At 54.7% G+C, this 21,368-nt stretch carries 15 protein-coding genes; 5 read left to right on the top strand and 10 right to left on the bottom strand.

Annotated elements, in window-relative coordinates; translation table 11 throughout:
• The first annotated feature begins 158 nt into the window (after positions 1-158).
• Complete coding sequence (locus RDV48_01320) at positions 159-1,139, top strand: hypothetical protein (GenBank protein ID MDQ7821412.1); 981 nt, start codon at positions 159-161, stop codon at positions 1,137-1,139.
• A 17-nt stretch (positions 1,140-1,156) separates the two neighbouring features.
• Here RDV48_01320 and RDV48_01325 read toward each other — a convergent pair whose 3' ends face one another.
• The 8 genes from RDV48_01325 to RDV48_01360 all read right to left on the bottom strand — a co-directional run bounded on the left by RDV48_01325 (position 1,157) and on the right by RDV48_01360 (position 13,027).
• Positions 1,157-2,269, bottom strand: a complete 1,113-nt coding sequence (locus tag RDV48_01325; protein ID MDQ7821413.1) for a hypothetical protein — start codon at positions 2,267-2,269, stop codon at positions 1,157-1,159.
• Positions 2,270-2,413: 144 nt separating this feature from the next.
• Positions 2,414-3,421 carry a hypothetical protein gene (locus tag RDV48_01330; protein MDQ7821414.1) on the bottom strand — a complete coding sequence of 336 codons (1,008 nt, stop codon included), beginning with the start codon at positions 3,419-3,421 and terminating at the stop codon, positions 2,414-2,416.
• Positions 3,422-3,541: 120 nt separating this feature from the next.
• Positions 3,542-4,615 (bottom strand): hypothetical protein, encoded by a 1,074-nt coding sequence (locus tag RDV48_01335; protein MDQ7821415.1) that lies wholly within the window; start codon positions 4,613-4,615, stop codon positions 3,542-3,544.
• A gap of 2 nt (positions 4,616-4,617) precedes the next feature.
• Entirely contained in the window at positions 4,618-6,327 is a 1,710-nt protein-coding gene (locus RDV48_01340; protein MDQ7821416.1) for a hypothetical protein, read from the bottom strand.
• Between the two features lie 23 nt (positions 6,328-6,350).
• A complete protein-coding gene (locus RDV48_01345; GenBank protein ID MDQ7821417.1) occupies positions 6,351-7,436 on the bottom strand; it encodes a M48 family metalloprotease in 1,086 nt (361 codons plus the stop codon).
• Between the two features lie 282 nt (positions 7,437-7,718).
• Entirely contained in the window at positions 7,719-8,435 is a 717-nt protein-coding gene (locus RDV48_01350; GenBank protein ID MDQ7821418.1) for a M15 family metallopeptidase, read from the bottom strand.
• A gap of 291 nt (positions 8,436-8,726) precedes the next feature.
• Positions 8,727-10,622, bottom strand: coding sequence for a glycoside hydrolase family 13 protein (locus RDV48_01355; protein MDQ7821419.1), 1,896 nt, complete (start codon positions 10,620-10,622; stop codon positions 8,727-8,729).
• 89 nt (positions 10,623-10,711) lie between these two features.
• A complete protein-coding gene (locus RDV48_01360; protein MDQ7821420.1) occupies positions 10,712-13,027 on the bottom strand; it encodes an alpha-amylase family glycosyl hydrolase in 2,316 nt (771 codons plus the stop codon).
• 282 nt (positions 13,028-13,309) lie between these two features.
• On the opposite strand from RDV48_01360, the gene RDV48_01365 reads away from it, so the two are divergent.
• Positions 13,310-13,786 carry a hypothetical protein gene (locus RDV48_01365; GenBank protein MDQ7821421.1) on the top strand — a complete coding sequence of 159 codons (477 nt, stop codon included), beginning with the start codon at positions 13,310-13,312 and terminating at the stop codon, positions 13,784-13,786.
• On the opposite strand, the gene RDV48_01370 is transcribed toward RDV48_01365, so the two are convergent.
• Complete coding sequence (locus tag RDV48_01370) at positions 13,746-14,672, bottom strand: carbohydrate kinase family protein (GenBank protein ID MDQ7821422.1); 927 nt, start codon at positions 14,670-14,672, stop codon at positions 13,746-13,748. The two genes, RDV48_01365 and RDV48_01370, sit on opposite strands and share 41 nt — an antisense overlap.
• A gap of 298 nt (positions 14,673-14,970) precedes the next feature.
• Here RDV48_01370 and RDV48_01375 point away from each other — a divergent pair, with 298 nt between their 5' ends.
• A complete protein-coding gene (locus RDV48_01375; protein ID MDQ7821423.1) occupies positions 14,971-17,013 on the top strand; it encodes a YCF48-related protein in 2,043 nt (680 codons plus the stop codon).
• 215 nt (positions 17,014-17,228) lie between these two features.
• Positions 17,229-18,668, top strand: a complete 1,440-nt coding sequence (locus RDV48_01380; protein ID MDQ7821424.1) for a clostripain-related cysteine peptidase — start codon at positions 17,229-17,231, stop codon at positions 18,666-18,668.
• A gap of 41 nt (positions 18,669-18,709) precedes the next feature.
• Here RDV48_01380 and RDV48_01385 read toward each other — a convergent pair whose 3' ends face one another.
• Positions 18,710-19,258 carry a hypothetical protein gene (locus RDV48_01385; protein MDQ7821425.1) on the bottom strand — a complete coding sequence of 183 codons (549 nt, stop codon included), beginning with the start codon at positions 19,256-19,258 and terminating at the stop codon, positions 18,710-18,712.
• 441 nt (positions 19,259-19,699) lie between these two features.
• Between RDV48_01385 and RDV48_01390 the strand changes: the two genes are divergently transcribed.
• Positions 19,700-21,310 carry a hypothetical protein gene (locus RDV48_01390; GenBank protein MDQ7821426.1) on the top strand — a complete coding sequence of 537 codons (1,611 nt, stop codon included), beginning with the start codon at positions 19,700-19,702 and terminating at the stop codon, positions 21,308-21,310.
• The last annotated feature ends 58 nt before the right edge of the window (positions 21,311-21,368 follow it).

Raw genomic sequence — 21,368 nt, forward strand, 5'->3', positions numbered from 1 at the left:
GGACGGGGAAAACCCTCCTTTTCAGGCCACGATTTCAGAAACTTTTTTCCAGGCCTTCACAAGCCGATCCTTCTCCCGAAAGGACATTGAGCCCGGGCACTCGAAAAAGAGAGCACGGCCCTCTCTCCAGGCAGGGCCCTTACCAGAAGGAGGAACCTATGAGATATATCGCAGCAGCAGCTCTTCTTGTGGTGCTTATCAGCCCCCTGTATGCCGCAGAGCGCGTTGCAATAGAAGGAACGAGAGTGAGCCTCGTTCCCCCTGGAAAGTTTCAGAAGGCTGAAAACTTCCAGGGCTTTCAGCTCAAGGACAAAAATGCCTCCATATTGATCATGGAGATCACGGCGCCCTATGGCAAATTTGCCGAGGCTTTCACCAAAGAAGGGCTTGCCTCGAGGGGAATGAAGCTGCTGGCAAAAGAGGCCCTCCCTTTAAAAAGCGGCAGGGGGCTCCTCCTCAGCGTGTCCCAGAATGCTTACGGGACTGATTTCAGGAAGTGGATAGTCGTCACCGGCGACAATGACACCACGGTGATGATCACCGCAGTGTTCCCCGAATCCTTTGAAAAAGAGCTTTCAAAAACAATGAAGGCTTCAATACTCTCATTCAGGCTCTCTGAAAAGAAGGACTCGCAGGGCACCGAGGGGCTTCCCTTCAGCATTGAAATCCAGCCGCCTCTCAAGCTGGCAAGGCGGTTCGGCAATAACCTGCTCTTTTCGAAAAACGGGGAATTCCCCGCACAGAATGAAAAGGACCCTGTCTTTATAGTGGGCGCCTCAGTCTCCTCGGGACTTGTCGTTGATGACAAGAAGGAATATTCACTGCAGCGTGTCAAGAAAGTCGAGCAGGTAAAGGATATTGCCGTCGAGAGCACTGCCGAGGTAACCATAGACGGCATTACCGGTTACGAGATAGTGGCTTCCGGCATTGACAGGAAGGAAGGCTTCAAGACTCTCGTGTACCAGGTGATGCTCTTCAAGGAGACAGACTATTTCATCATCCAGGGCTTTTCCGACGAAGAAGAAAAGGGCACCTACCTTCCTCTCTTCAAGAAAATAGCCGAGAGCTTCAAAAAGAAGGCTCCTTCCAATAAATCCGGAAAAGGCGCGCTCGGTGACTGCAGCAGGGCAGCCCTCTGAGCGCGGGCGGCAGGCAGTCATGGAGAGATCTTGTAATAGGCTATCTCGCTCTTGCCCTTCAGCACAAGCCTTTTGCCGTCATCGGTAAAGAGCACCGAGCTTGCCTGGCCAAGAGAGAGCACCGGTGACGGCTTTTCTCCCTGTTTCACCAGATATATGGAGAGCTTGGGGCCGTTGAGCGCCGCAATTCCTATAAGTCCGTTTTTCAAGATCCTGCCTGCCAGCGCCTTTTCTTCAATGACCACGTGGCTCTTCCCCTCCTTAAAAAGAATCACCGATCCCTTTTTTTCCCCCATCAACGTGAAGAGTGCCTGGGAAGGCTCGCCGGCAAGGTCAAGGGGGAGCACGCCGCCCTCAGGCGTCTTGATCCATGAAACCTTGTCAGGGGCCGTGAATTCCAGCAGATAATCCCTCAGGATCCTGGCTTTCTTTCCCTTGCCTGTGACCGCCTTGAGGGTATAGAGCATCTTCTCCCCCTCGCCATAGCGGATGAGGCCCACCTGATAGCTCAGGTCTTTCCCGCTTTCAGGCTTCACGGCGGCAAGTGCCTTTTCCTTGAGCTTCCTGAGGGAAGTGACCTGTTCCACCTTGAGGGAAGAGAGGTTGACAAGCGAGACACAGGAGTCAATGACAAAGTGCCCGGCATCCCATAGATCCAGCAGCGTGTAGGCTTTCAATGGCTCCACGTAGGTGAGAGGAGAGAAGGTAAGTATGGCGAGCCCTTCCTTCTGAGGGTTCTGGTAGACCATGGTCCATTTTCCCGCGCTCACTGAGAGATGCCACAGCGCCGAGGGGTATTTGGTGAAGACAAGAGCAGAGGTACCGTCGGGCGATACGGCAGACTGTGTGAAGACCTTGAAGGGGCATGAGCCCGATTTGAGCACCTTATTCGCTGAGGGGTCCACCAGGTGCCATGAGAGGCCCCTGGTATCCGGGTCTCTTGTGAGAAAGAAGAGCTTCCCGTCACCGCGGGCAATGTCAATGGTGGAAAAATCCACCAGCTGCCTGCCCAGGATATTCTTCAGGACCGAGGAGCTGACGCGGCTCTCCTTTTCCACCGAAGCGCCGAATAAGGCTCCGGGCATCATGAAGGCGAAGACAAGCACAAGAACTGCAGGCACTCTTTTCATGGAAGGACCTCCCCACGTGAAATGATAAGAATTATTTCAAGAGAGCGGCGCCACTTCCCTTCACGGAAGAGGATCACCGCTCTGCCGGAAAAAGAGAAGAGGGAGCATGCTCCCTCTTCGTTACCTTCACTCCCCCGGGAATTCCTATCTTCTGAATTTCCTTGTTTCCTTCACGCAGGGCCACCAGTCCCACATGGTGCTGACTTTGCCGTCATCAGTCTTGTATGAGCTCACGTAATTTGTGTGCTTGGTGGATAACCTTGTGACGTTGAAGTCACTGAGGCTCTTGAGCTCATTGGGCTCGCATTTCGAGTTGTTGTTCCCGTCAACCCAGATGGCAAGACCTTCCAGCTCTTTTCCTTCCACCCAGCCGTTCTTGTCCTTGTCGCAGAGGATGGAAAGCTTTTCGTAGCCGTCAAGGTAGCCGCCGGCGGTCCCGAAGAGCTGGAGCGCCGTATCCACCTTGCCGTTCTCAGGTATGGCGAGGAGGCCATCACCGGGCTTCGCCGCCATCCATTCGGTGAGGTCTTCAACGCCGTCGCCGGTGATGTCGAACATTCTTGCATACTCGCCGTAAAACTTCGGTGCATGCTTCATCCAGTTGTTGCGGGCCACGTCAATTTTCGTGTCCTTGTTGAGATCGAGCGTGAGGGGCGAGGAGTCATAGTACTCGGCGACAAGCTGGAAGGCCACGTCCTGCTGCAGAATGGTGGTATAGTGGGTGGTGCTGGAGCCGATGCTGTGGCCTGAGCTGTCCTTGATGAACTCTTCCACCGAGGTGGTTTCCTGGCCTACGGTCTCGGTGTAGCCCTGGAACATCGAGGTGCCTATGGTCTGGCCTGTCGCATCGAGATACCAGTGCGTTCCCGCACCAAGATTCTGGGCGTTCACCCATGCCTGCTCCGCAGCGGTAAGGGAGCCGTACCATTCAATCCAGTCCCAGTCGTTGGAGGCCCAGCTTCCGAGGGCTGCCGCCGCATATCCTGTCACCACGTTATGCGTTTCGGTGCCGATGTTGGAATACTGCGTGGGGGCTGTCGTCTCACTGCTCTTGATCTTATAGCCCGTTGACGCGTCTGCCGGGAAGGCGAGGCCGACAATGAATAATGCCGCGATGATAAGCGTTACTGCTCTCTGTAGTTTCTTCTTCATGGCAATCCTCCTTTGATAGGTGTCCTGCTTTTATTATATTACAGATTTATTGCCATTTTGTTAATAATTTCTTACGATACCGACACAGATAAAAAGAATTTCCAGACCGTGCGGCGATTCTTACTTTTCCTGAGGGCGCTCGGGCTCAGCAGCGGCGAGGAGGGTGCGGGCCCTGGCAACAAATGATGCCGCCTGATCGGCAGTGTAGGATGCCAGGTCAAGGTGAAGGCGGTCACCGGTAGCTATATACTCCCTCAGGGCGTTTACCGTCTCCCTGTAGGCAGCCATGCCGTTCTCCACGTCATGGCGGGCGCCGATTACCGCTTCATGGGCCACAGGGATTTTTTCTCTCTCGCGGGAGACCCTTGAGGCGAGATAAAGCTCCACCTCGTCGAGAAGGGCAGAAGCCTGCTCCCCTGTGAGCTTCTTCTCCTGGAGGGCCCTTCTTATCGAGATAAGCTGTTCATGGACCCTTGGAAGCTTTGCACCCGTCATTTCGCGCAGGGCTTCTTCGATAAGACGGTTCCGCTCGGCCGTCCACTGGAAATATTCCGGTGCTTCGCCCTTCGCTTCAGATTCTCCAGCAGGCACGGCAGTGAATGTCGTCTGTACTGCTCCATGGGGCTGAGGCGGCGCACCGGGCTGACTCTCATGGGCAGATGCACCCGGAGGAGGCGGTGCCTCGTGGGAGACAGGCGGCGGAGCCGTTTCTGCCGGGGCAGCACCTCCGGGAGAGAGGGCGGTATTTTGCGGCAGAGTCTGCACCGAAGGGGATTCCGGGGCAGGCTCCTTTCGAAGGGGGGGCGCAAAAGCGATTCTGGGAGAGGATGGCGCTTCTTCCTCACTCACGCGCTCCCAGACCGGCGGCGCTTCCTCTTCCTGCTCCGTGATGGAAAGCATCGCGTGGGCTTCCCGTGAGCCATGAAAGTGATCATCTGAGCCCTCGTCCTGCCCTGTTACGGAAAGCATCGCACGGGCTTCCCGTGAGTCTTGGAAGTGATCATCTGAGCCCTCGTCCTGCTCCTGCCATTCCAGCATGAAATCGACAGCGCCGCCATGGGATTCCGCGGGAGGCTCCTCGTCGAAGACGGCTTCCTGCTCCTGGACTTCGGCGAAAAAGTCCTCGCTGTAAAAGGCGCCTCCCTCTTCCTCCTCTTCAAACCCGCCGCTCTCTCCCCCTTCAAGGTGGTCCATGGCTATGCAAGGGCCGTTTCCGGCATCGCCGCGGGGCCCGTTCCCGGGCCCTGCCTTATGCCGAAGTAATCGTTGAGGCTGGCCCACTTCATGGCCAGATCCTTCTGCTGCTGTGTGCCTCCAATCCACTGCTCAAAGGTGGGGCTCTGCTTCTCAGAGCCGAACTCGCAGATATACTCGCTGTATTTTACCATCATGGCGTATCTTCTCGTAAACTCTCTGGTCTTCTTCTCGTCCTCCGCGGCCTTGTTCTCCAGCTCCTTCGCCTTTTTTTCAAGGCTCAGGCGCGCTGTTTCGCTCTCCTCGGAAGCTGCCTTCTTTTTCAGCTCCTCAGCCTCTTTTCTCTCGCCCTCGGAGCGTTTCTTGTATTCATTGATGCATTCCCTGAGGTTCTGGACGTGGGCGTTCTGGTTGATGGTTCTTTCGGCACGGTTTTTCGGGTCATCGGTTTTGAAAAGGTCAAAGCCGAAAAGCTCCACCTTTCCCTTCCCGTCAAGGGTGATTCCCGCGGCCACCATGGCCGTCGTGGTCCTTCCCTTGCCCTGGTGGCAGTTGCAGACGAACTGCACCTCCCCGCCCGGGTGCTTCTTTTTCATCTCATTGACGTAATTCCTGATGGTGTCAAGATCCTTTTCATCAGGGCTTGACTCGTCGGTGACCGGTATCCTTTTGTACTCGACGGTGTAGCCTTTTCCCCGCATCTGGGCCACGACGTCCTGTGTGGTCTTCACCTGATCGGGGGTAAAGGCGATGGTCCTGACAACCCCGTCCTCACCCACGACGTCCATCTTCCCTTCCTTCTGCAGCTTTTCCTTGAGAGCCTCCTCGTATTTTTCGATATCGGCGGCCGTGGCATTTTTCCCAAGGTCCATGTTCACCTTGCTGTGGGCGATCTGCCGCATGTTGAGAGGCTTGCCGTTGATATATATCACAGGCTCTGCGCGCATGTTCATCCACACGATCGGTTTCTTCTTATCGGCGCCGGCCACGTGGGAGAGCACATCCTCGAAGCCCTTCTCGGTGGGCTGCCCTACTCCATGGACGGGCTTTCCGTCCATTTTCCGGTAGTTGGGCGCATTGCCGTGCTCCTCGTATTTTCTGAACTTTTCAATGTCCTTGGGATCAGTGAGCTTCCCGGCCCTCTTGAGGGCAAGAAGACGCTCCACCTCTTTCTTGCTTATCTTCTCATAGAGACCGCCCTCGGCATAAGTGGCCCTTCCCTCGAAATCATCGGCCTTGAGGGCAGCCTTCTGGGGGTCAAAAAGCCCTCTCTGGATCAGCTCATCGAGACTGCCGGCACCGGCAAGCTCCATGAGGCTTCCGGCCCTGGGCACCTCAGGGGCTTCCACCGCAGGGGCGGGGGCAGCAGCGACCTCAGCAGGCTCCGAGCGTACATGCCTGCGGAAGGTTCTGAGAGTGTCATCGGCAAGAAACTTGAAGTTTTTCCAGTGGGGAATTGTCTCCTCGGGGGTAAGCCTGAGGGAGAGAGGCGCCACGGAGAGCCCTTCTCCCGCGGCGCTCCCGGCGGTGGTGACGGGAGAAAAGGAGCCCTCATCTTTATCATAGAGGGACAGCACGTCAAGCGTCTCCTTCTGCCATACACCGGCCGTCATAGGGAGCACCTTCTCCCCGGGGGCTTCCTTTGTTTTTTCAGGCTGCGCAATATCCTGCATCACCGGTTTATAGATGATGTAATCAGGCTGTTTCTCCATGCATGTCTCCTCCTTGCATTTACTCAGGCCTTCTCACTGTTCCCTGCGCCCTTTTTCACGGCCTCAAGGCGCTCGGCCACTGCGGGATGGTTGTCGAATTTCCGGCTTTCCACGAGACGCCGGGCTACTTCCGCCTCATCGACATAACCAAGGGCCTGCTGCACCTGGTTGCGGATCACCTTGAGCTTCCCCTCTTCCTCTATCCTGCAGATGGCGGAAATAGCGGCACAGGCGTCTGCAGGGGAGAAGCCTCCCGCCACAAGGAGCTGGGCACCCCTCCTGTCGGCATTGAGCTCGTTCTCTCTCTCATGGGCTGTCGTGGCGTCATAATAGCCTTCCTTCAGGGCTTTCCTGATATCACCGACAGTCTTTTCGCTCCCCTCCACCTTGACCTTGCTCTTGAGCAGGGTGCTCGAGATGGCAAGATGCTCGAACATGTCCTGCCCGATGCCCTCGAGGGAGTCGCGGTCTTCGGCGTGGGCTATTTCATGGCCCATGAAAAGGGCGACCTGCCCGTCTTCAGGAAAGCTCCTGAGCATCCCCTCGGTGACAAAAAGATATCCTGGCAGTGAGTGGGCGTTTATCTCCTCCGTGGCAAGCACGAGGACCTTGTATGAGCTTCCGTCAAGCTTTGAATGGGTGAGCAGCTTTCCTGCAATGTCTGCAGCCCGGCCGTTCATTGCGGGATCCTTGGAAATGCCTGATTTCCCCACGATCTCGGCATAAGCCTTTCTCCCGCACTCCTTTTCCGTGTCGGGCCCTGCGAGCTCTCTGCCCAGTGCGCTTGCGATCCCCACGTAAAGTGGGCCCGCCAGGGGGCCCACTCCCGCCTGCACAGCGGCAGCCACGGCAGCAAGCAGCGAGAGCCCGAGGTACGAATTGATGACTCGCTCCGAAGCCCCTGCCTCCCTCAGCTTCCTGATATCCCTGTCAAAAGAGGTAAGTGACGGGGGCCTGCCCGGCACCGTCTTGCTCTCGCTGCCGTACCACATCATCTCATCGTGGGGAGGCGGGGTGTCAGGAGCCGCTTCGGGAGCCTGGAAGCTGCCGGGGCCGATAAGCTTTTCTATATAGCTTCTCGCGAACTGGACGGGGTCAATTGAATCCATGGCGCATCTTCTTTCCTGGTATATACTGAAGCGCTTCATACTTCGAGTATGATGATGCCGTCAGTTATGCTCTGTGAGCATACTTTTCCGTACTTATTATACCTTGATAACGGGGCCCTTTCAATGGGTCGGGTGTTAACTCTTTGTTACTTTCACGGGAGAAAGGCCCCCCATTCCAGAATTTCCCTTGCCATAGCCGCAGGTCCCTCGAGGCAGAATTGCCGAGAGCACAGACAAAAAAGGCGCCATCAGGCGCCTTTTGATCACTGGAGGTGATGGCGGTCAGTACCCGCGGCAGAACTGGAAATGCATGGGATCGTTGGGGAGCTGGTAGAAGCCGTGTTTCTTGAAAATGGCCGCGATCTTCTGCTGGTCTGCGGTCTGCCTGCTGCTCCCCATGGGGTTGGAGGAGGCATTCACGTCAAAGGCAATGCCCCAGGCATGGGTGCTTTTCGAGGAGCCTCCCCTCTTGTTGCGGTTGTTAAAGCAGCCGTCAAAGGAATTGATGCAGCCGGAGAGGCCCTGGGCCTTTATCTCCTCGAAGGCGGACTTCATCTTGTCGGCAATCTTGGCATTGCAGGTCACATTAATCATTTTTCCTCCGGGCCCCGCCGGCATTTTCACCGTAGTCTGGTTGGCGCCGGGGGCGCCGAAAGTCTTCTGGATCTCCGCGAGGCCGTTGGGGAGTCCGCCGGGAGGATTGTTGTCCACCTTGCCGCCGTTGTTGTTGGGCGTATTGTTGGGAGTGTTATTGGGAGTATTGTTGGCATTGTTGTTGTTCTGGTTGTTCCCCCCGTTCTGCCCCATCTGAGACATCATGACCTGCATCATCTGGGTCATCATCTGCATCATCTGGGTCATCATCTGCGTCATCATCTGCATCATGGCCTGCGGGCCCTGATTGATATTCGGCATGGTATTGGGCGTCATGTTCGGCATGGCGTTGGCCATCGCGTTCGGCATGCCTGCGGCGAGGCCCTGGGGAAAAGCTCCGTTCATTGACTCCCGACTCACGGTCAGGCCGTCCTGCGGCGCCCTTCAGCCGCCTGGAGCGCACCCCGATGATCGCACCGGGGTGAATTGCGGTGCCGTTGCCTGAGGGGTATATCCTGTGCTTGAATTTCCTTCGCCTACGGGTTGTATCACGATGTTCCGCCTCTCTCTCTCAGCTTTGCTCACCTTGATTATAGCATGCCGCAGGAGCCTTTATCAGAGAGGGGCTGTTGCAATTATGAACAATATGTAAACAATTGTGTCCGGGAGTTTACAACTCAGGAGGCCTCTTGGCTCTCACTTCTTTTCCGCGGTGAGGATCCTTCCCCATTGGGGCGGCACTTCCACGGTGATCTCATGCTTTTTCCCCGTGGAGAAAGCTTTTCCCCCGTTGAGGAGGTCCACAAACCTGCCGTCAATTCCGGGCTTAATAGTGACCTTCTGCGCCTTCCCGCTGTTGTTGAGAACCACGACGAGGCTCTGGCCCTTGAGGCTTCTCCTGAAGGCATAGACCTCCTTCGCGTCGTCGGACAGAAGCGTGGTGAAATCTCCGTTCTGGAGCGCCTCGTGGCGGTTCCTTATCTTTATGAGCTTCTTGTAGTGATCGTGGAGGTCCTTGTTGAAAGACACCTTGTCGGGCACCTTCCTCTTCTTGCCGTCGGGAAGATAGACCTCGTCACAGTATGACATATCGTCCCACACCATGGGTTTTCTGCAGCATGGATCATTGGCTCCCCACATCCCCGCCTCATCGCCGTAATAGACCATCGGGGCTCCCACGTAGGTCATCTGGAAAATAGCGATGAGCATCTGGCTTTTCAGCTCCTGGGGCGTGGGCTTTCTTGTGTCATAAGTGAAATTCCGGGCCTGGGAATGCTCATAATATTTCTTCCACTGCCTGATATCGTTCCTGTCCCTGTTCACAATTCTTGTCGCGATGCGATCGGTATCATGGCTGTCCACGAGGTTCTGCATCACGTAAGAGACAGCGGGATAGTAGGCCTCTCTCAGCTCCCTGAGGCGCCTGTCAAACTCGGAGGTCCTGATGCGGATCTTCCTGTCAGCAAAATACTCTGAGCAGGCAAAGGCAAAATTGTAGTTCATGACGGCCGTGAACTCGTCACCTTGAAGATAAGGCTTGTTGGCCTCCACGTCCTCAATGATCTCAGCCGTCATGTAGGCCTGGGGATTAAGCCCGCGGACAAAGGTGCACCAGTCTTTCCAGAAGGCATGCTTCACGCAGAACGCCACGTCAAGCCTCCAGCCGTCTATGCCGTCCTCTGTGTTTCCGTCGCCGTTGGGATCCATCCAGCGCCTTGTAATGTCAAAGATATATTTCTTGGGCCCCGCCACAATGCCTTTTTCGTCTTCCCTCCACTCGGGCAGCTCTTTTACACCGTACCATCCCTCATAATCAAATTTCGTGCCCTTCCCGGGATCATCCCAGCTCTTGACAATGAACCAGTCCTTGTAGGGCGACTTCTGCTGGTTCTTTACCACGTCCTGGAAAAAGGGATTGGCAAGGCCTATGTGGTTGAAGACACCGTCAAAGATAATGCGCATCTTGCGGCGGTGCACTTCCCTGATAAGCTCGAGCATGTACTTGTCAGCAGCGGTCCAGACCCATGTTGAGGGTTCTTCTATCTTTTCTGCGGCCATGAGCTTCCTGTCTCCTTCGGGATCGGGGCCGAAGTTCGGGTCGATGTGCTGATAGCGGATGGTGTCGTATTTATGGAGCGATGGGGCCTCGAAGACGGGATTCAGATAGATGGCCGTGATGCCCAGGTCCTGGAGGTAGTCAAGCTTGTCGCGGATACCCTTGAGATCGCCGCCGTACCGGCGCCGCTGGATGTTGAAAAATATGTCCTTGCCGTTTTTCTTCTCGTAGGGCTGCAGCTCATACCAGTCCGACGTCCAGGGATGGACCTCCCAGGGCGACGTATGGTCATGGGGCCAGGAGCCCTTGAGGCTCTCCACCTTCGGGTCATTGGAGGGATCGCCGTTTCTGAACCTGTCGGGGAAGACCTGGTACCAGACGACGTGCTTTGCCCACTCGGGGATCCAGCCCCTGGCAGTCTTTTTTGCACTTTTCATTGGCGACCCCCCCAGCTTCCCTTCCGTGGATGCTGCCGCGGCAAGCGCGCCAGCGACAAGACCGGCGCAGAGCATCAGAACAAGAATCCACCGTGCCATACTGCTCCCTCCATCTTTCCTTTATCACACCCAATAGAGAAGGGCGATATACTCGCCCTTGATTCGACATTTTCCCATGAAAAGCCTGTCTATTTTACCGGCACAAAAACCCTGGCGTGCTTGCCTGCCACCTCTGTCCTGATCTTCCCGCCCTGAATGGTCACTTTCTCGCCGGTGAGCAGGTCCTGCATCACTGTGCCGTTCTTGAGGGCGCTCTCTCCCCTCAGGGGTATCTCCCTCTGCTGCGTGCCATAGTCGTTATTGAGGATCACCACTGCTTCCTGGTCGGGGTGGAGGCGGGAATAGGCATATACCTTGTCATCCTGCCACATTTCCAGCAATTTGCCTTCCCTGAGGGCCACGTTGTTCTTGCGAGACACAGCCAGAGTCCTGAAGTACTCGCGCATAGCGGGATCATTGTCCCACTGCATATCCTTGCGGTTATCGACGGCGCCCATGATATCACAGTTGCCTTCCATGGCCGTTTCCGTGCCGTAATATATCGTGGGGATTCGGTTGACAGTCATCGCAAAGGCAAGAGCCAGCTTGAGCTTGTTCTTGTCGCCTCCGGCCTCGGTGAGGAACCGCGGCGTATCATGGTTGTCAAGAAAGACTGACATCACGCCGGGGTTGGGATACTCTCTTTCACAGGCGGCCATCTTGTCGGCCAGGCCCCTCATGCTCCCGTCCTTGGCAAAGGTGTCCTTGAGAGTCCAGTAGAGGGGATAATCGAAGAGGGAATCCATGTCCTCGCGCTGGTACTTGGCCACCTTGGCGGGGTTTCCGTCGAAGTATTCGCCTACAAGGAGAAAATCCTTGCCGGCATAGTCATGGATGGCCCTGTCAAACTTCGCCCAGAAGGAGAGGGGCACGTTTTTCACCGCGTCAAGGCGGAATCCGTCGATGCCCTTGTCTATCCAGAACTTGGCGATATCAGTGAGGTACTTCTCGACAGCGGGGTTTTCCTGGGCAAGGTCAGGAAGACCGAAAATGGAGCCGTTCTCCGCCCAGTAAGGGTCTTCCCAGTCCTTCACGTCGCCTATATGATGGAACCAGTCATGGGTTTTTGGATCCTTGTAGAGGGGATGCTCCCAGGCCGTGTGGTTCAGAGGGATGTCCAGGATGATCTTCATTCCCTTCTCATGGGCCTTGTCAATGAGCTCCTGGAACTTGGCCATGTCGCCCACGTGCTTGTCGGTATTGTAAAAATCTATGGGCCAGTATCCATGGTAGCTGTCAGTGTCGAAGAAGTGGGTCTGGTTGGTCATCACGGGAGTGAGCCATATGCTCGTGGCGCCTATGTCCTTGATGTAGTCCAGCTTGTCTATGATGCCCTGGATATCGCCGCCGTGATATTTTTTCATGTCGGTAGGGACCACGTCCTGGTTGTTGGTCGTGTCGCCGTCACGGAAGCGGTCGGTAAGCAAAAAGTAAATGAGATCGTTCTTCCACGTGTCGATGGGCTTGCGCTCGGCAGAGGGCTCGGCAGCAGGGCCTGCCGCCGGGGGAGGTGCGCTCTCCGCGCCGCCTGCGGTATCCAGGAATGCCTGGAGCTTCCCCGTGTCCCAGGGCTTCTGTCCCGCCTCATCGAGTGAATCGATGATTTTCTTGACAAAGTCCCTGGCGGTGAAAGGCTGGAGCTGCACGGGATCGCCGTCCTTCCAGCCATGGGAGCGCAGGGCCTCCTTGTCCAGGGAAAATTCCACGGCGCTCTTTTCCTTGTTGAATTTCATCTCCTTCAGGTATTTCCCGTCCACCTGGCCCTTTTCATCGTAGATGGAAAAATGGTCGGCATCATAGCCTCCCACGGCAAGGGTCCATGGCTTCGAGGTGATGCCGGGAATTCCATCGGGAAGCTCAACCTTGCCCTTGTTCCCCAGGCTGATAAGGAGATACATGTCCAGATTGCCCTGCTCGGCGTTATCTCTGAGCTTTGCGAGATCTATGGTGAAGCGGAAAGGCTCGCCGGGCTTCCCTTCCTCGGCTTTCACGCCCGTGATGTCACGACTCTCGTCAAAGCCGTCCCTGAGGAGGTACTGATCACTGGTCCGGCCCTGCTTGTAAGCGCTGCTGGCCACCATCCCCTCACCCTCGATGACGGAGAGAGTGGCAATATTGCCGCCTGAAGGGGGGGCCTTCTTTTCCCTGGGCAACTCTGCCTGAGCCTTTGCTTCTGTTGAAGACCCTTCAGCCGTTTTCTCGGGCGCTTTCTTCCCGGTCGCCGTCTTCTCGGCACCTGCGGCTTCCGCCTTTTTCTTCCCCCTGGACTTGCTCAGCTCGACGCTCTCCGTGGGGGCCTCTGCCATGAAGTCATTGCCGAAAATCTCCTTCATGAGGCCGTAATTGGTCGGCGACGCTATCTTCCGGTATATGTTTGACGGGTCGCTTGAGGGATCAATATACATGGCTCCACCTTCACTTCATAGAAATAATAGGACTATTCCGCACTTATTATAGCACATGCAATGGGGCAGAAAAAATAAATAATTTGTTAAAATCTTACCAGATATTTCCACATTTCCACAAAATGGTCCCCCCGGCGATTGACTTTTTCCCTCTTCAGGCCTATAGTTAAAGTGAAAGGGGAACTTCTGACCGGGAGAGAATATAAGGAGAGTAAGCTTCGTTCACTCTCAGAAGACCGGTTTCAAGAAAAGAGAGATGAAAAGAATCAAGGAGACAAGGTCATGGATGAAGTACTGAGCCGCGGCACCCTCTATCCCCAGCGTCACTTTTCCCCTTCCTCGCGGGAATCGGCGGGCACCACCCTCAAGGCTCCTCAGGAGCCTTACGCCGGCGATGATCAGCTCCTCAATCAGAAAAACTCCGCCAATCTGAAGCTCAAAACAGCGTGGTACGTCATCAATATTGATGACGAGACCCCTGCCCCCGAAGAAATGTCGGAGCGGCGGGATGCGCGGGAAAGCTCGTCACTATTCTCATATTCTCAGGGGACTCAGGGGATTTCATTCTCTTCTTATGAGACCATGGCACCATGCGGGGGCACCGATAACGCCCTCGCCTCGATAGCGCTCCAGAACTTCTCGCGCTCCCAGGTGCCGCCGGGAGACTCCGGCCCCGGGAATGCATCACCCGATCAGCAGCACCAGCCTTTCAACAGATTCATTGATTACGGCGATGAAGCCTCGGTGGACTGGGACTGAGCCTCTCGAGTGATTTTTCATCAAGAAAGCCTTCTGCAGCCCCGCTTTCCCCTATCTTGTAAGAGGCAAAGACCATCGCTTTGTCAAGTGCTGCATAAGGATCGCCATGCCTGCCGTAGAAGTGGATAAATGAAGAAAAAAGGGCGTCGCCTGCACCGATGGTGTTCACAATATCCCTCGTCTTCACCGCGGGGATGCGCTCCATAAAGTGGTCGTCTCTTACCGCCATGAGAGCCCCTTCAGCACCAAGCCCCACAACGACGATGGCCGGACCGAACCTTGAGAGGAGCCTCCGCACCCAGCTTTCCGGCCTTTCAGGGAGGGACTCGTCGCTCATGAAAAGGATATGAGCGCATGCCATGAACTCGCCGTTATAGTCGTCATCAACACTTGAGATGGCATGGACATCGGTGGCCACTGTCATCCCTCTTTCAATGGCTTTCCGGAGAAAAGGGCGGGAGAAATTGATATTGCAGAGCGCCGCCATTGAGCACCGTGACGCCGCCTCTTCGAAATGCTCCCCGGGGTAGGATGTCTCCTGGATATTCTTGAGATCGACATTGATCTGGCGCCTCCCATCGCGGTCAAAGAGGATCACCGAGTGGGGAGTCTTCTCAATGAGCGGCATTACGTGCCCTGTGCCGATCCCCTGGGTCTCAAGGGTTTCCATGGCGATTTTTCCCGAAAGATCCCTGCCGGTCATGGAAAGAAATTCCACATGATCGCCCAGCACGGTGAGAGCTTTCGCCACGTTGTACCCCACGCCCGAAACGGTGCTGTTCACGCCATGGAAGGGGTATCGCACGGGGAAGTAGGGGATGGGAAAGCCCTCGACCTGGAGCGTCACTTCAATGTTGATGAGTCCTGATACAAGTATGGATTTCATGGCACTGAAGAGTATTATCCCCCCGCCTGTCTTTTTCCTACAGCGGAAGAATTACGCCTCCTGCAGCAGGCCCCTCGCTATTCCCGTATTGCAGTCAATTCTGAAGGGAAAGCTTTCTTTGACAGGGAAGAGAATAAACGGGGAAGTATCGCCGTAACGTCTCCGGAGCCAAGGAAAAGAGGTGTTTCCCATGATCCGGTGTATTGGGATAATTCTTTTGCTCATCGTATTACAGGGATGTGGAGGGAGTGGCAGCCCGGTCTCTTCTCTGCCGTCGGGGACTGAAGGGGCTGATACCATGACGCCGCTTGTCATGAGTGTCGCACCGGCCCTTCTCTGCTCCGGTGATACATGCAGAATCACCGGGATGAACTTTGGAGAAGAACGGGCATGGAAAAACGGCGGGCAGAGTCAAGTGTGCTTTGAATCTGCAGATGGTAAGGAGAAGCTCACCGCAACAGAGTATACTTCGTGGAAGAATGATGAAATTGTGTGCACAGTGCCCTCCTCGGACTCTGTGAATGCTCAGCTTGCAGTGATGGTATACCGTATCACCTCTCAGGGCAGCTACACTTCATCAACTGTTCACACTTCGAAGAACTCGGTACTCATCTCACCCCGGCGGCAGTGGACAAAGCAATTGTGTCTTTATCTCTCCGGCATGGTCTTTTCCAACAGGAATAATGGCTGGGCGGTGGGCTCTGATGGCGTTATCCTGCACACCGCTGATGGAGGCTCCCGCTGGAATCAGCTCACATCCGGGAAGTGCCCCTCCCTGTATGATATCTGCTGCGTGGATGAGCGATACCTCTGGGTGGCAGGTGAGAACGGGACCATTCTTCATTCAGATGATGGCGGGGCACACTGGCAGGTTCAGGTGTCCGGCACGCAGCGCACGCTGGAAGCCGTGTGTTTCACCGACAGCTCTCATGGATGGGCGGTGGGATTGTCCGGGGCACTGCTCCATACCGATGACGGAGGTGCCACGTGGATCCCGGAGACGGTAAGCGGAGGATACGATCTTCACGATGTCTGCTTTGTGAACAGTCAGGCAGGATGGATCGTAGGGGGAAACGGAACCATCCTTCGAACTGCTGATGCCGGCAGAACCTGGCTCAAAATGGAGAACAGCCCTGAATCCCTCTTCGCGGTCTTTTTTATCGATACCAATCAGGGATGGGCCGCAGGGCTCGGGGGAATGCTTCTTCACACCACTGACGGAGGTGTTCATTGGGAGACTCAGAGCTCCACTACAGGTGAGCGGCTGGAGTGCCTGTTTTTCGTGAATGAAAGCACCGGATGGGCCGGGGGTGATAGAGGCACTCTGCTTCATACTGATGATGGGGGAATGAGCTGGTCCTCTCAGGTGTCGGGAACAACAGCCTCTGTCCGGGATATGTATTTTGCAGAGGGCGCCATCGGATGGACAGCCTGCGAGCACAACGTGATTCTTTTTACTGACAATGGGGGCGCCGCATGGAAGGCACAGTGCGAAGGCTCTTCCAGCGACTTCGTGAGCGTCCACTTTACCGATGAAAGCAATGGGTGGACAGCAGGGCTTGATGGCGCGATTCTACACACTTCAGACGGTGGAAAAATGTGGCACTCCCAGATTTCGGGAGTATCAGGCAACCTCAATTCGGTCTACTTCGTAAATGCTTCCGCCGGCTGGATCGCAGGAGCTTCTGATATCATACTCCACACTGACGATGGTGGAGCCACCTGGAGCAGACAGACCTCCGGAGTGACTGTTCCTGCCTCCTTTTATGCCGTTAAGTTCATCAATGCAGACTGTGGCTGGATCGTGGGATCCAACGGCACTGTCATTCATACCTCAGATGGTGGCGATCACTGGAATCAGCAGGTTTCAGGCACAGAAACCCTTCTCTTTGATCTGGCCTTCGTAGATGAGAAACAGGGATGGATCGCCGGATCAGGCACAATACTTCACACTGCAGACGGCGGCACTACCTGGATTGCCCAGAACTCACCGGTGGATTCCCACCTCAGGGGTATTACTTTTACGAGCCCGCAGGAGGGATGGATTGCCGGATATAATGGAACCATACTTCATACCTCGGACGGCGGAAGTAACTGGACGCGCCAGAATAGCGGCATGACAGGAACTCTGGAAGATATATTCTTTGCCGACAACCGAAATGGATGGGCAGTGGGACCTGATGGCATCATTCTGAATACGGAAGATGGCGGTGCTCACTGGGTCTCTCAGGATTCTGGAACTGATTTGTGGCTGCGTGGTGTGTTTTTTCTTGACTCTCTCCACGGGTGGGTTGCAGGAATGAATGGCACAATGCTTCACACAGAAAGCGGTGGAAAATGAGAACTACCATGTATTGCCTGTGTCTGCTGTTCCTGCTCATCCTCATCTCCGTGACTGTGATCTCGGGCTGCAGCAACGGTGGAAACTCGTTAGGAGACTCAGTGCTGCCCTCAGGGTCATCAGAAGAGAGCTCTGCATCGGGCTCCTGTGAAGGGTACTGCTATACCCTTTCTTCATCAGAAGAGGGCAGTAAGACAGAAGAGACGAAGGCGGTTATGCCGGGATACGGGCCTGCGGCAGACCTGTGCGTTACCCTGGATTATCCCTCGCAAAAGGTCTATACCGATAAGAGAGGATATTTCAAGCTCGAAGGGATCCCTGCCGGAAATGCCACACTGACCTTCACCGGCGAAGGGCTGAAAACCACAGCACTCACTGTCTCTGTCAGTGCAGATAAGGTTACCGCAGTAAACACGCCGGACTATGATGCGGTGCTGATACCGCCTGGAGATGATTCGCCCCTGAAAAAGGAATGGCTCTATATCTGTTATATCGCCTCAGACAACGACCTTGGTTCATCTCCCAGCTATATCTCACGAAAGGTGATAAAGTACATGGAGAAAGCCGGCTCTACGGCCGGTATGCACGCAGTTGCCTTCATTGATGAGGAGAAGACGAATACAAAGATGTATTATATAAGAAAAGATGCGGATTTGTCGTCTATTTCCTCTCCCTGTTTTGATTATGGCAGAAACGAGGATTCAGGAGATTACAGGGTCTTTGAGAAATTCGCGCAGCAATCGCTGGCGTATTATCCCGCCCGGCATCATATCGTTGATTTCTGGAACCACGGAAGCGGGCCGGCCTTGAAAGGCTCTTCCGGCAGGAAGAATATCCGGCGCGACATATGTTTGGATTATGCCACCTTTAATTTCATCTCAATGCCTCAGCTCAAGGAGTCACTCCTCTCCATTCGGACACAGCTTGGAAAAAACATAGAGATTCTGGTAATAAGCTGCTGTCTCATGGGAGGTTATGAAACGTTTTATCAGATCAGGGACTCAGTGGACTATTGTGTCGCCTCACCGCCTGCCGTGTGGGGTAAGAATTCCCTTCCATTCGAGCCTTATGCTGTCTTTCTGGAACGTATATCTTCAAATCCTTATGCATCATCCAATGCGATTGCCGAGGGGCTTGCATTCGACACTTTCAGAGAGCATAAAATCCAGTTTAACATTGAGCATTTTGCTTACACTGCCGTGGCGCTGGCGAAAATAGGCCCTGTGCATGAGCATTTCACCGTCTTTGCCAGGGAGTGCAACAACGCTCTTACTGACTCTGCGTATAAAAAAGAGCTTCGGGCACTCGTACAGAAACCCTATACAGAGGGCTATTCCGAACAGTTTACCGCTGACTATAACCTGCGTGATCTGGGACTTTTTGCAAAATCGGTGAGTGCGAGCACTGTGCTGAGTGAGAGCCTGAAAGATGCTGCTTCACTGGTGTCGTCTGATCTCGAGACGGGAACGCAGAACTTCAAGTTCTATGCTGAAAGGTACAACCCGGATGACAGATTTGACTGGAGTAAATGCTGTCTTGTGAGTATTTATCTGCCTGCGGATGATAAATTCGAAATCCCTCCCTCATATTCAACAGGGCTGGACACCTCGGCAACCACGGACTGGAATTCTTTTATTCATTCCCTGTGGAAGTGAGCCGGGACAGTTCTGCAGTGGCTTCCCTTCGCGCCGGCATGTTATTTTTCCAGCGTGAGGCTCTTGACCTCGTACTTGGTCCTCGCGTCTATCAGGAGGCTGAGCATTATGACGTTCTCGCCTTCCTTGAGGTATTTTCCGATGTCATATCCTGTGGTTTTATCTGCTGTCCACTTGATGTCAACATGTTCGGCAACGGGAACGCCGTTCACGGAGATCTTATAGGGAGAGAAGACTCCTCCCCCGTGCTCCGGTACAGACTCCATGTTCAGGATGGTCCCCCTGTCGGTCACTTTGAGGGAATAGCCCTTGTAGTCATCCTTGGCGAGGGTGAAATGGATGCTCAGCGAGCTGTCCTTGGTATACATGGTGAGGTAATTCGATCCATCCCAGCAGTAGTTCGTAGAGGTCTTCACCCCTTCAGGCCTGATATCGGAAGAGAAATCAATCTTCCACACCGCATTCGCCGATGCGGACCCCGCCTGAACAAGCAGCAAAGAGACAATCAGGAAGCTTGAAAAGAGAATCTCCCACCCCAGTTTTTTCACGCCGCTCACCCCTTTTCGATGGTAATAATTGAGTATTTCCACATTGTGGTTGGTATTCCTTCAATTATCAAGGCTGCCGCTTGAAGGCCGCGCTTATGAAGAGCATGGGGTGGAGACTCAGATTGTATCACCTGAAGGACAGAGAAAAGCCCCCGGCGGCGAGGAGCTTTACCAGGAGTCGGCCCGGATGGATGAAAATTCTGAGTGCGGGCCGGCAGAGTGATCTGCCCCTTGCCTGTCATCCTTGCCAGGCATTCGTCTTTCATGCTCTCAGCTCCATAAGTAATTGGATCCGGGGTGTACACCGGCGGGTAAAATAGGAGTCTCGCCCCGATTTATCGAAGTATGCTATTATGCTGTATCTGCTGCTCCTCCTCGCGCTCGGCACCGGTAAGGGTCATTCTGCGCCCCTGTGCGTCACTCCTGTTACTGAGCAGCAACTGAATATGGCAAGGGTTTTCATTAAGAAAGGAGATATAAACTATGTCAAAATTGCTGGTCACCATGCTTATTGTTTCATTCCTGTGCCTGGCGCTCGTGGTGCCGGCATGGGCTCAGAATGTGTCACTGGAGGGCCACCAGACCAGAGGCCGCGGGACTGACGGGACGCTGAAGTGCAGCGGTTTGAATCTGACAGCGGGCGGTACAATAGTCGGCGCAGCCGATTCAGGGGCAGGCTTCTGGCTCAAGGGACCGAATGGAAGAGTAATAAGGAACCTGAATGCTGGGAATTCTAAAGGCACTGTGCTCAGCGCCGGCAACTGGTACGCCTATCCCTACCTGCCCGAGAATAAAGATGATGCCGCGGTCGTAATCTTGATCAAGCCACTGGGTGGCGCTTCTGTTCCACCATCTCCCGGGAGCGGCTCCAGGTGCCTGGATACGGGCTGCGGGTCTTTCAACCAGCCTGTGCCGGCAAACCACCAGCACACTCACAGATGCCTGGATACGGGCTGCGGGTCTTTCAATACCTATGTGCCCATAAGCCACCAGCACAGTCACAAGTGCCTTGATACTGACTGCGGGGCTTTCAATACCTATGTGTCGATAAACCACCAGCACCGTTACATAGGGAACGCAGCCGCATCCACACCCCTCACGGTGACGCTTGATCCCCCCGTGCTGAGCGGCCCGACAGGGCTTAAGGTGAGCCTTGTGGCAAAGCCCAGCGGAGGTGTGCCGCCCTATACCTATGAGTGGTATGAGAACGGCAAGAGGGAGGAGGAATTCACTGCCTCTGCCATCCAGTGGAATCTGGGGAAGCCCCGGGAGTTCACCGAGTCGGTGATAGTGAGGGACAGCAGCGATACCGCCGCCCAGGCGAACACCAGGGTCATCGTCACCTCCCCTCAGACAGCCGCATCCTCACCGCTCTCAGTATCCATCACTGCATCAGCGACGACAGCCTCTGTCGGTGAGGAAACATCTTTTACCGCTATAGTTCAGGGCGGAACGCCTCCCTTTCAGTATGACTGGTACAAGGACGGAAAGAAGTGGGATAAGCTCTGTGCCAGCAGCTCTAAAAGTACAGACCTTGTATATGTGACTCACCGTCAGGTCGGGAGCAGGACCTATGCAGTACGTGTCACCGACAGCGAAGGAAATATCAAGGAAGGCTCCACCACAGTGAGTGTGAAAGGGACTCAAGACGACTCTCCCACTGCGGGTACTTCATCCACTGAGCCACCGGGTAAAAAGGTGGAGCTTTTTAACAACTATCACAGCTTTTCCCCCCGTGTGATTCGGGATGAGTCTGGCAAGTGGGTATTATCAGGGCCATCGCGCCCTACGTCACCCACGACCTTTGTTATCCAAACGCCGCACAAGATCACTAAAATAGTGACTTACCACTCTTTTAGCTCGAATCAGCCTATCACCCCCGGCACGATAGGGCTGCAATATGAAGATGGAACCATGTACGGACCATGGCAGGCCAAAAGCATATCGAGTGATAATACATGGTGGGAGGTATGTCCAAATATTACTCTAAAACCTGGTCGTTACAAAGTCATTGACTCAAACCCGGCCAGATGGCTGAATGATCCTGCGACTGACAGTCGCGGATTTGCCAAGGTAGAAGGGATTAAACAATAATCAACACACTCTATAGCTCTACCCGTTAGTAGTGTTTATACGAAAGAAGGGACAGCTA

The sequence above is a fragment of the Candidatus Eremiobacterota bacterium genome (assembly GCA_031082125.1).
GTDB lineage: Bacteria > Vulcanimicrobiota > CADAWZ01 > CADAWZ01 > Ess09-12 > Ess09-12.

What these genes read in the sequence shown, in the direction of transcription:
- RDV48_01320 (MDQ7821412.1), top strand. Translation starts at nt 159, where the DNA reads ATGAGATATATCGCAGCAGCAGCTCTTCTTGTGGTGCTTATCAGCCCC.
- RDV48_01325 (MDQ7821413.1), bottom strand. Translation starts at nt 2,269, where the DNA reads ATGAAAAGAGTGCCTGCAGTTCTTGTGCTTGTCTTCGCCTTCATGATG.
- RDV48_01330 (MDQ7821414.1), bottom strand. Translation starts at nt 3,421, where the DNA reads ATGAAGAAGAAACTACAGAGAGCAGTAACGCTTATCATCGCGGCATTA.
- RDV48_01335 (MDQ7821415.1), bottom strand. Translation starts at nt 4,615, where the DNA reads ATGGACCACCTTGAAGGGGGAGAGAGCGGCGGGTTTGAAGAGGAGGAA.
- RDV48_01340 (MDQ7821416.1), bottom strand. Translation starts at nt 6,327, where the DNA reads ATGGAGAAACAGCCTGATTACATCATCTATAAACCGGTGATGCAGGAT.
- RDV48_01345 (MDQ7821417.1), bottom strand. Translation starts at nt 7,436, where the DNA reads ATGGATTCAATTGACCCCGTCCAGTTCGCGAGAAGCTATATAGAAAAG.
- RDV48_01350 (MDQ7821418.1), bottom strand. Translation starts at nt 8,435, where the DNA reads ATGAACGGAGCTTTTCCCCAGGGCCTCGCCGCAGGCATGCCGAACGCG.
- RDV48_01355 (MDQ7821419.1), bottom strand. Translation starts at nt 10,622, where the DNA reads ATGGCACGGTGGATTCTTGTTCTGATGCTCTGCGCCGGTCTTGTCGCT.
- RDV48_01360 (MDQ7821420.1), bottom strand. Translation starts at nt 13,027, where the DNA reads ATGTATATTGATCCCTCAAGCGACCCGTCAAACATATACCGGAAGATA.
- RDV48_01365 (MDQ7821421.1), top strand. Translation starts at nt 13,310, where the DNA reads ATGGATGAAGTACTGAGCCGCGGCACCCTCTATCCCCAGCGTCACTTT.
- RDV48_01370 (MDQ7821422.1), bottom strand. Translation starts at nt 14,672, where the DNA reads ATGAAATCCATACTTGTATCAGGACTCATCAACATTGAAGTGACGCTC.
- RDV48_01375 (MDQ7821423.1), top strand. Translation starts at nt 14,971, where the DNA reads ATGACGCCGCTTGTCATGAGTGTCGCACCGGCCCTTCTCTGCTCCGGT.
- RDV48_01380 (MDQ7821424.1), top strand. Translation starts at nt 17,229, where the DNA reads ATGCCGGGATACGGGCCTGCGGCAGACCTGTGCGTTACCCTGGATTAT.
- RDV48_01390 (MDQ7821426.1), top strand. Translation starts at nt 19,700, where the DNA reads ATGTCAAAATTGCTGGTCACCATGCTTATTGTTTCATTCCTGTGCCTG.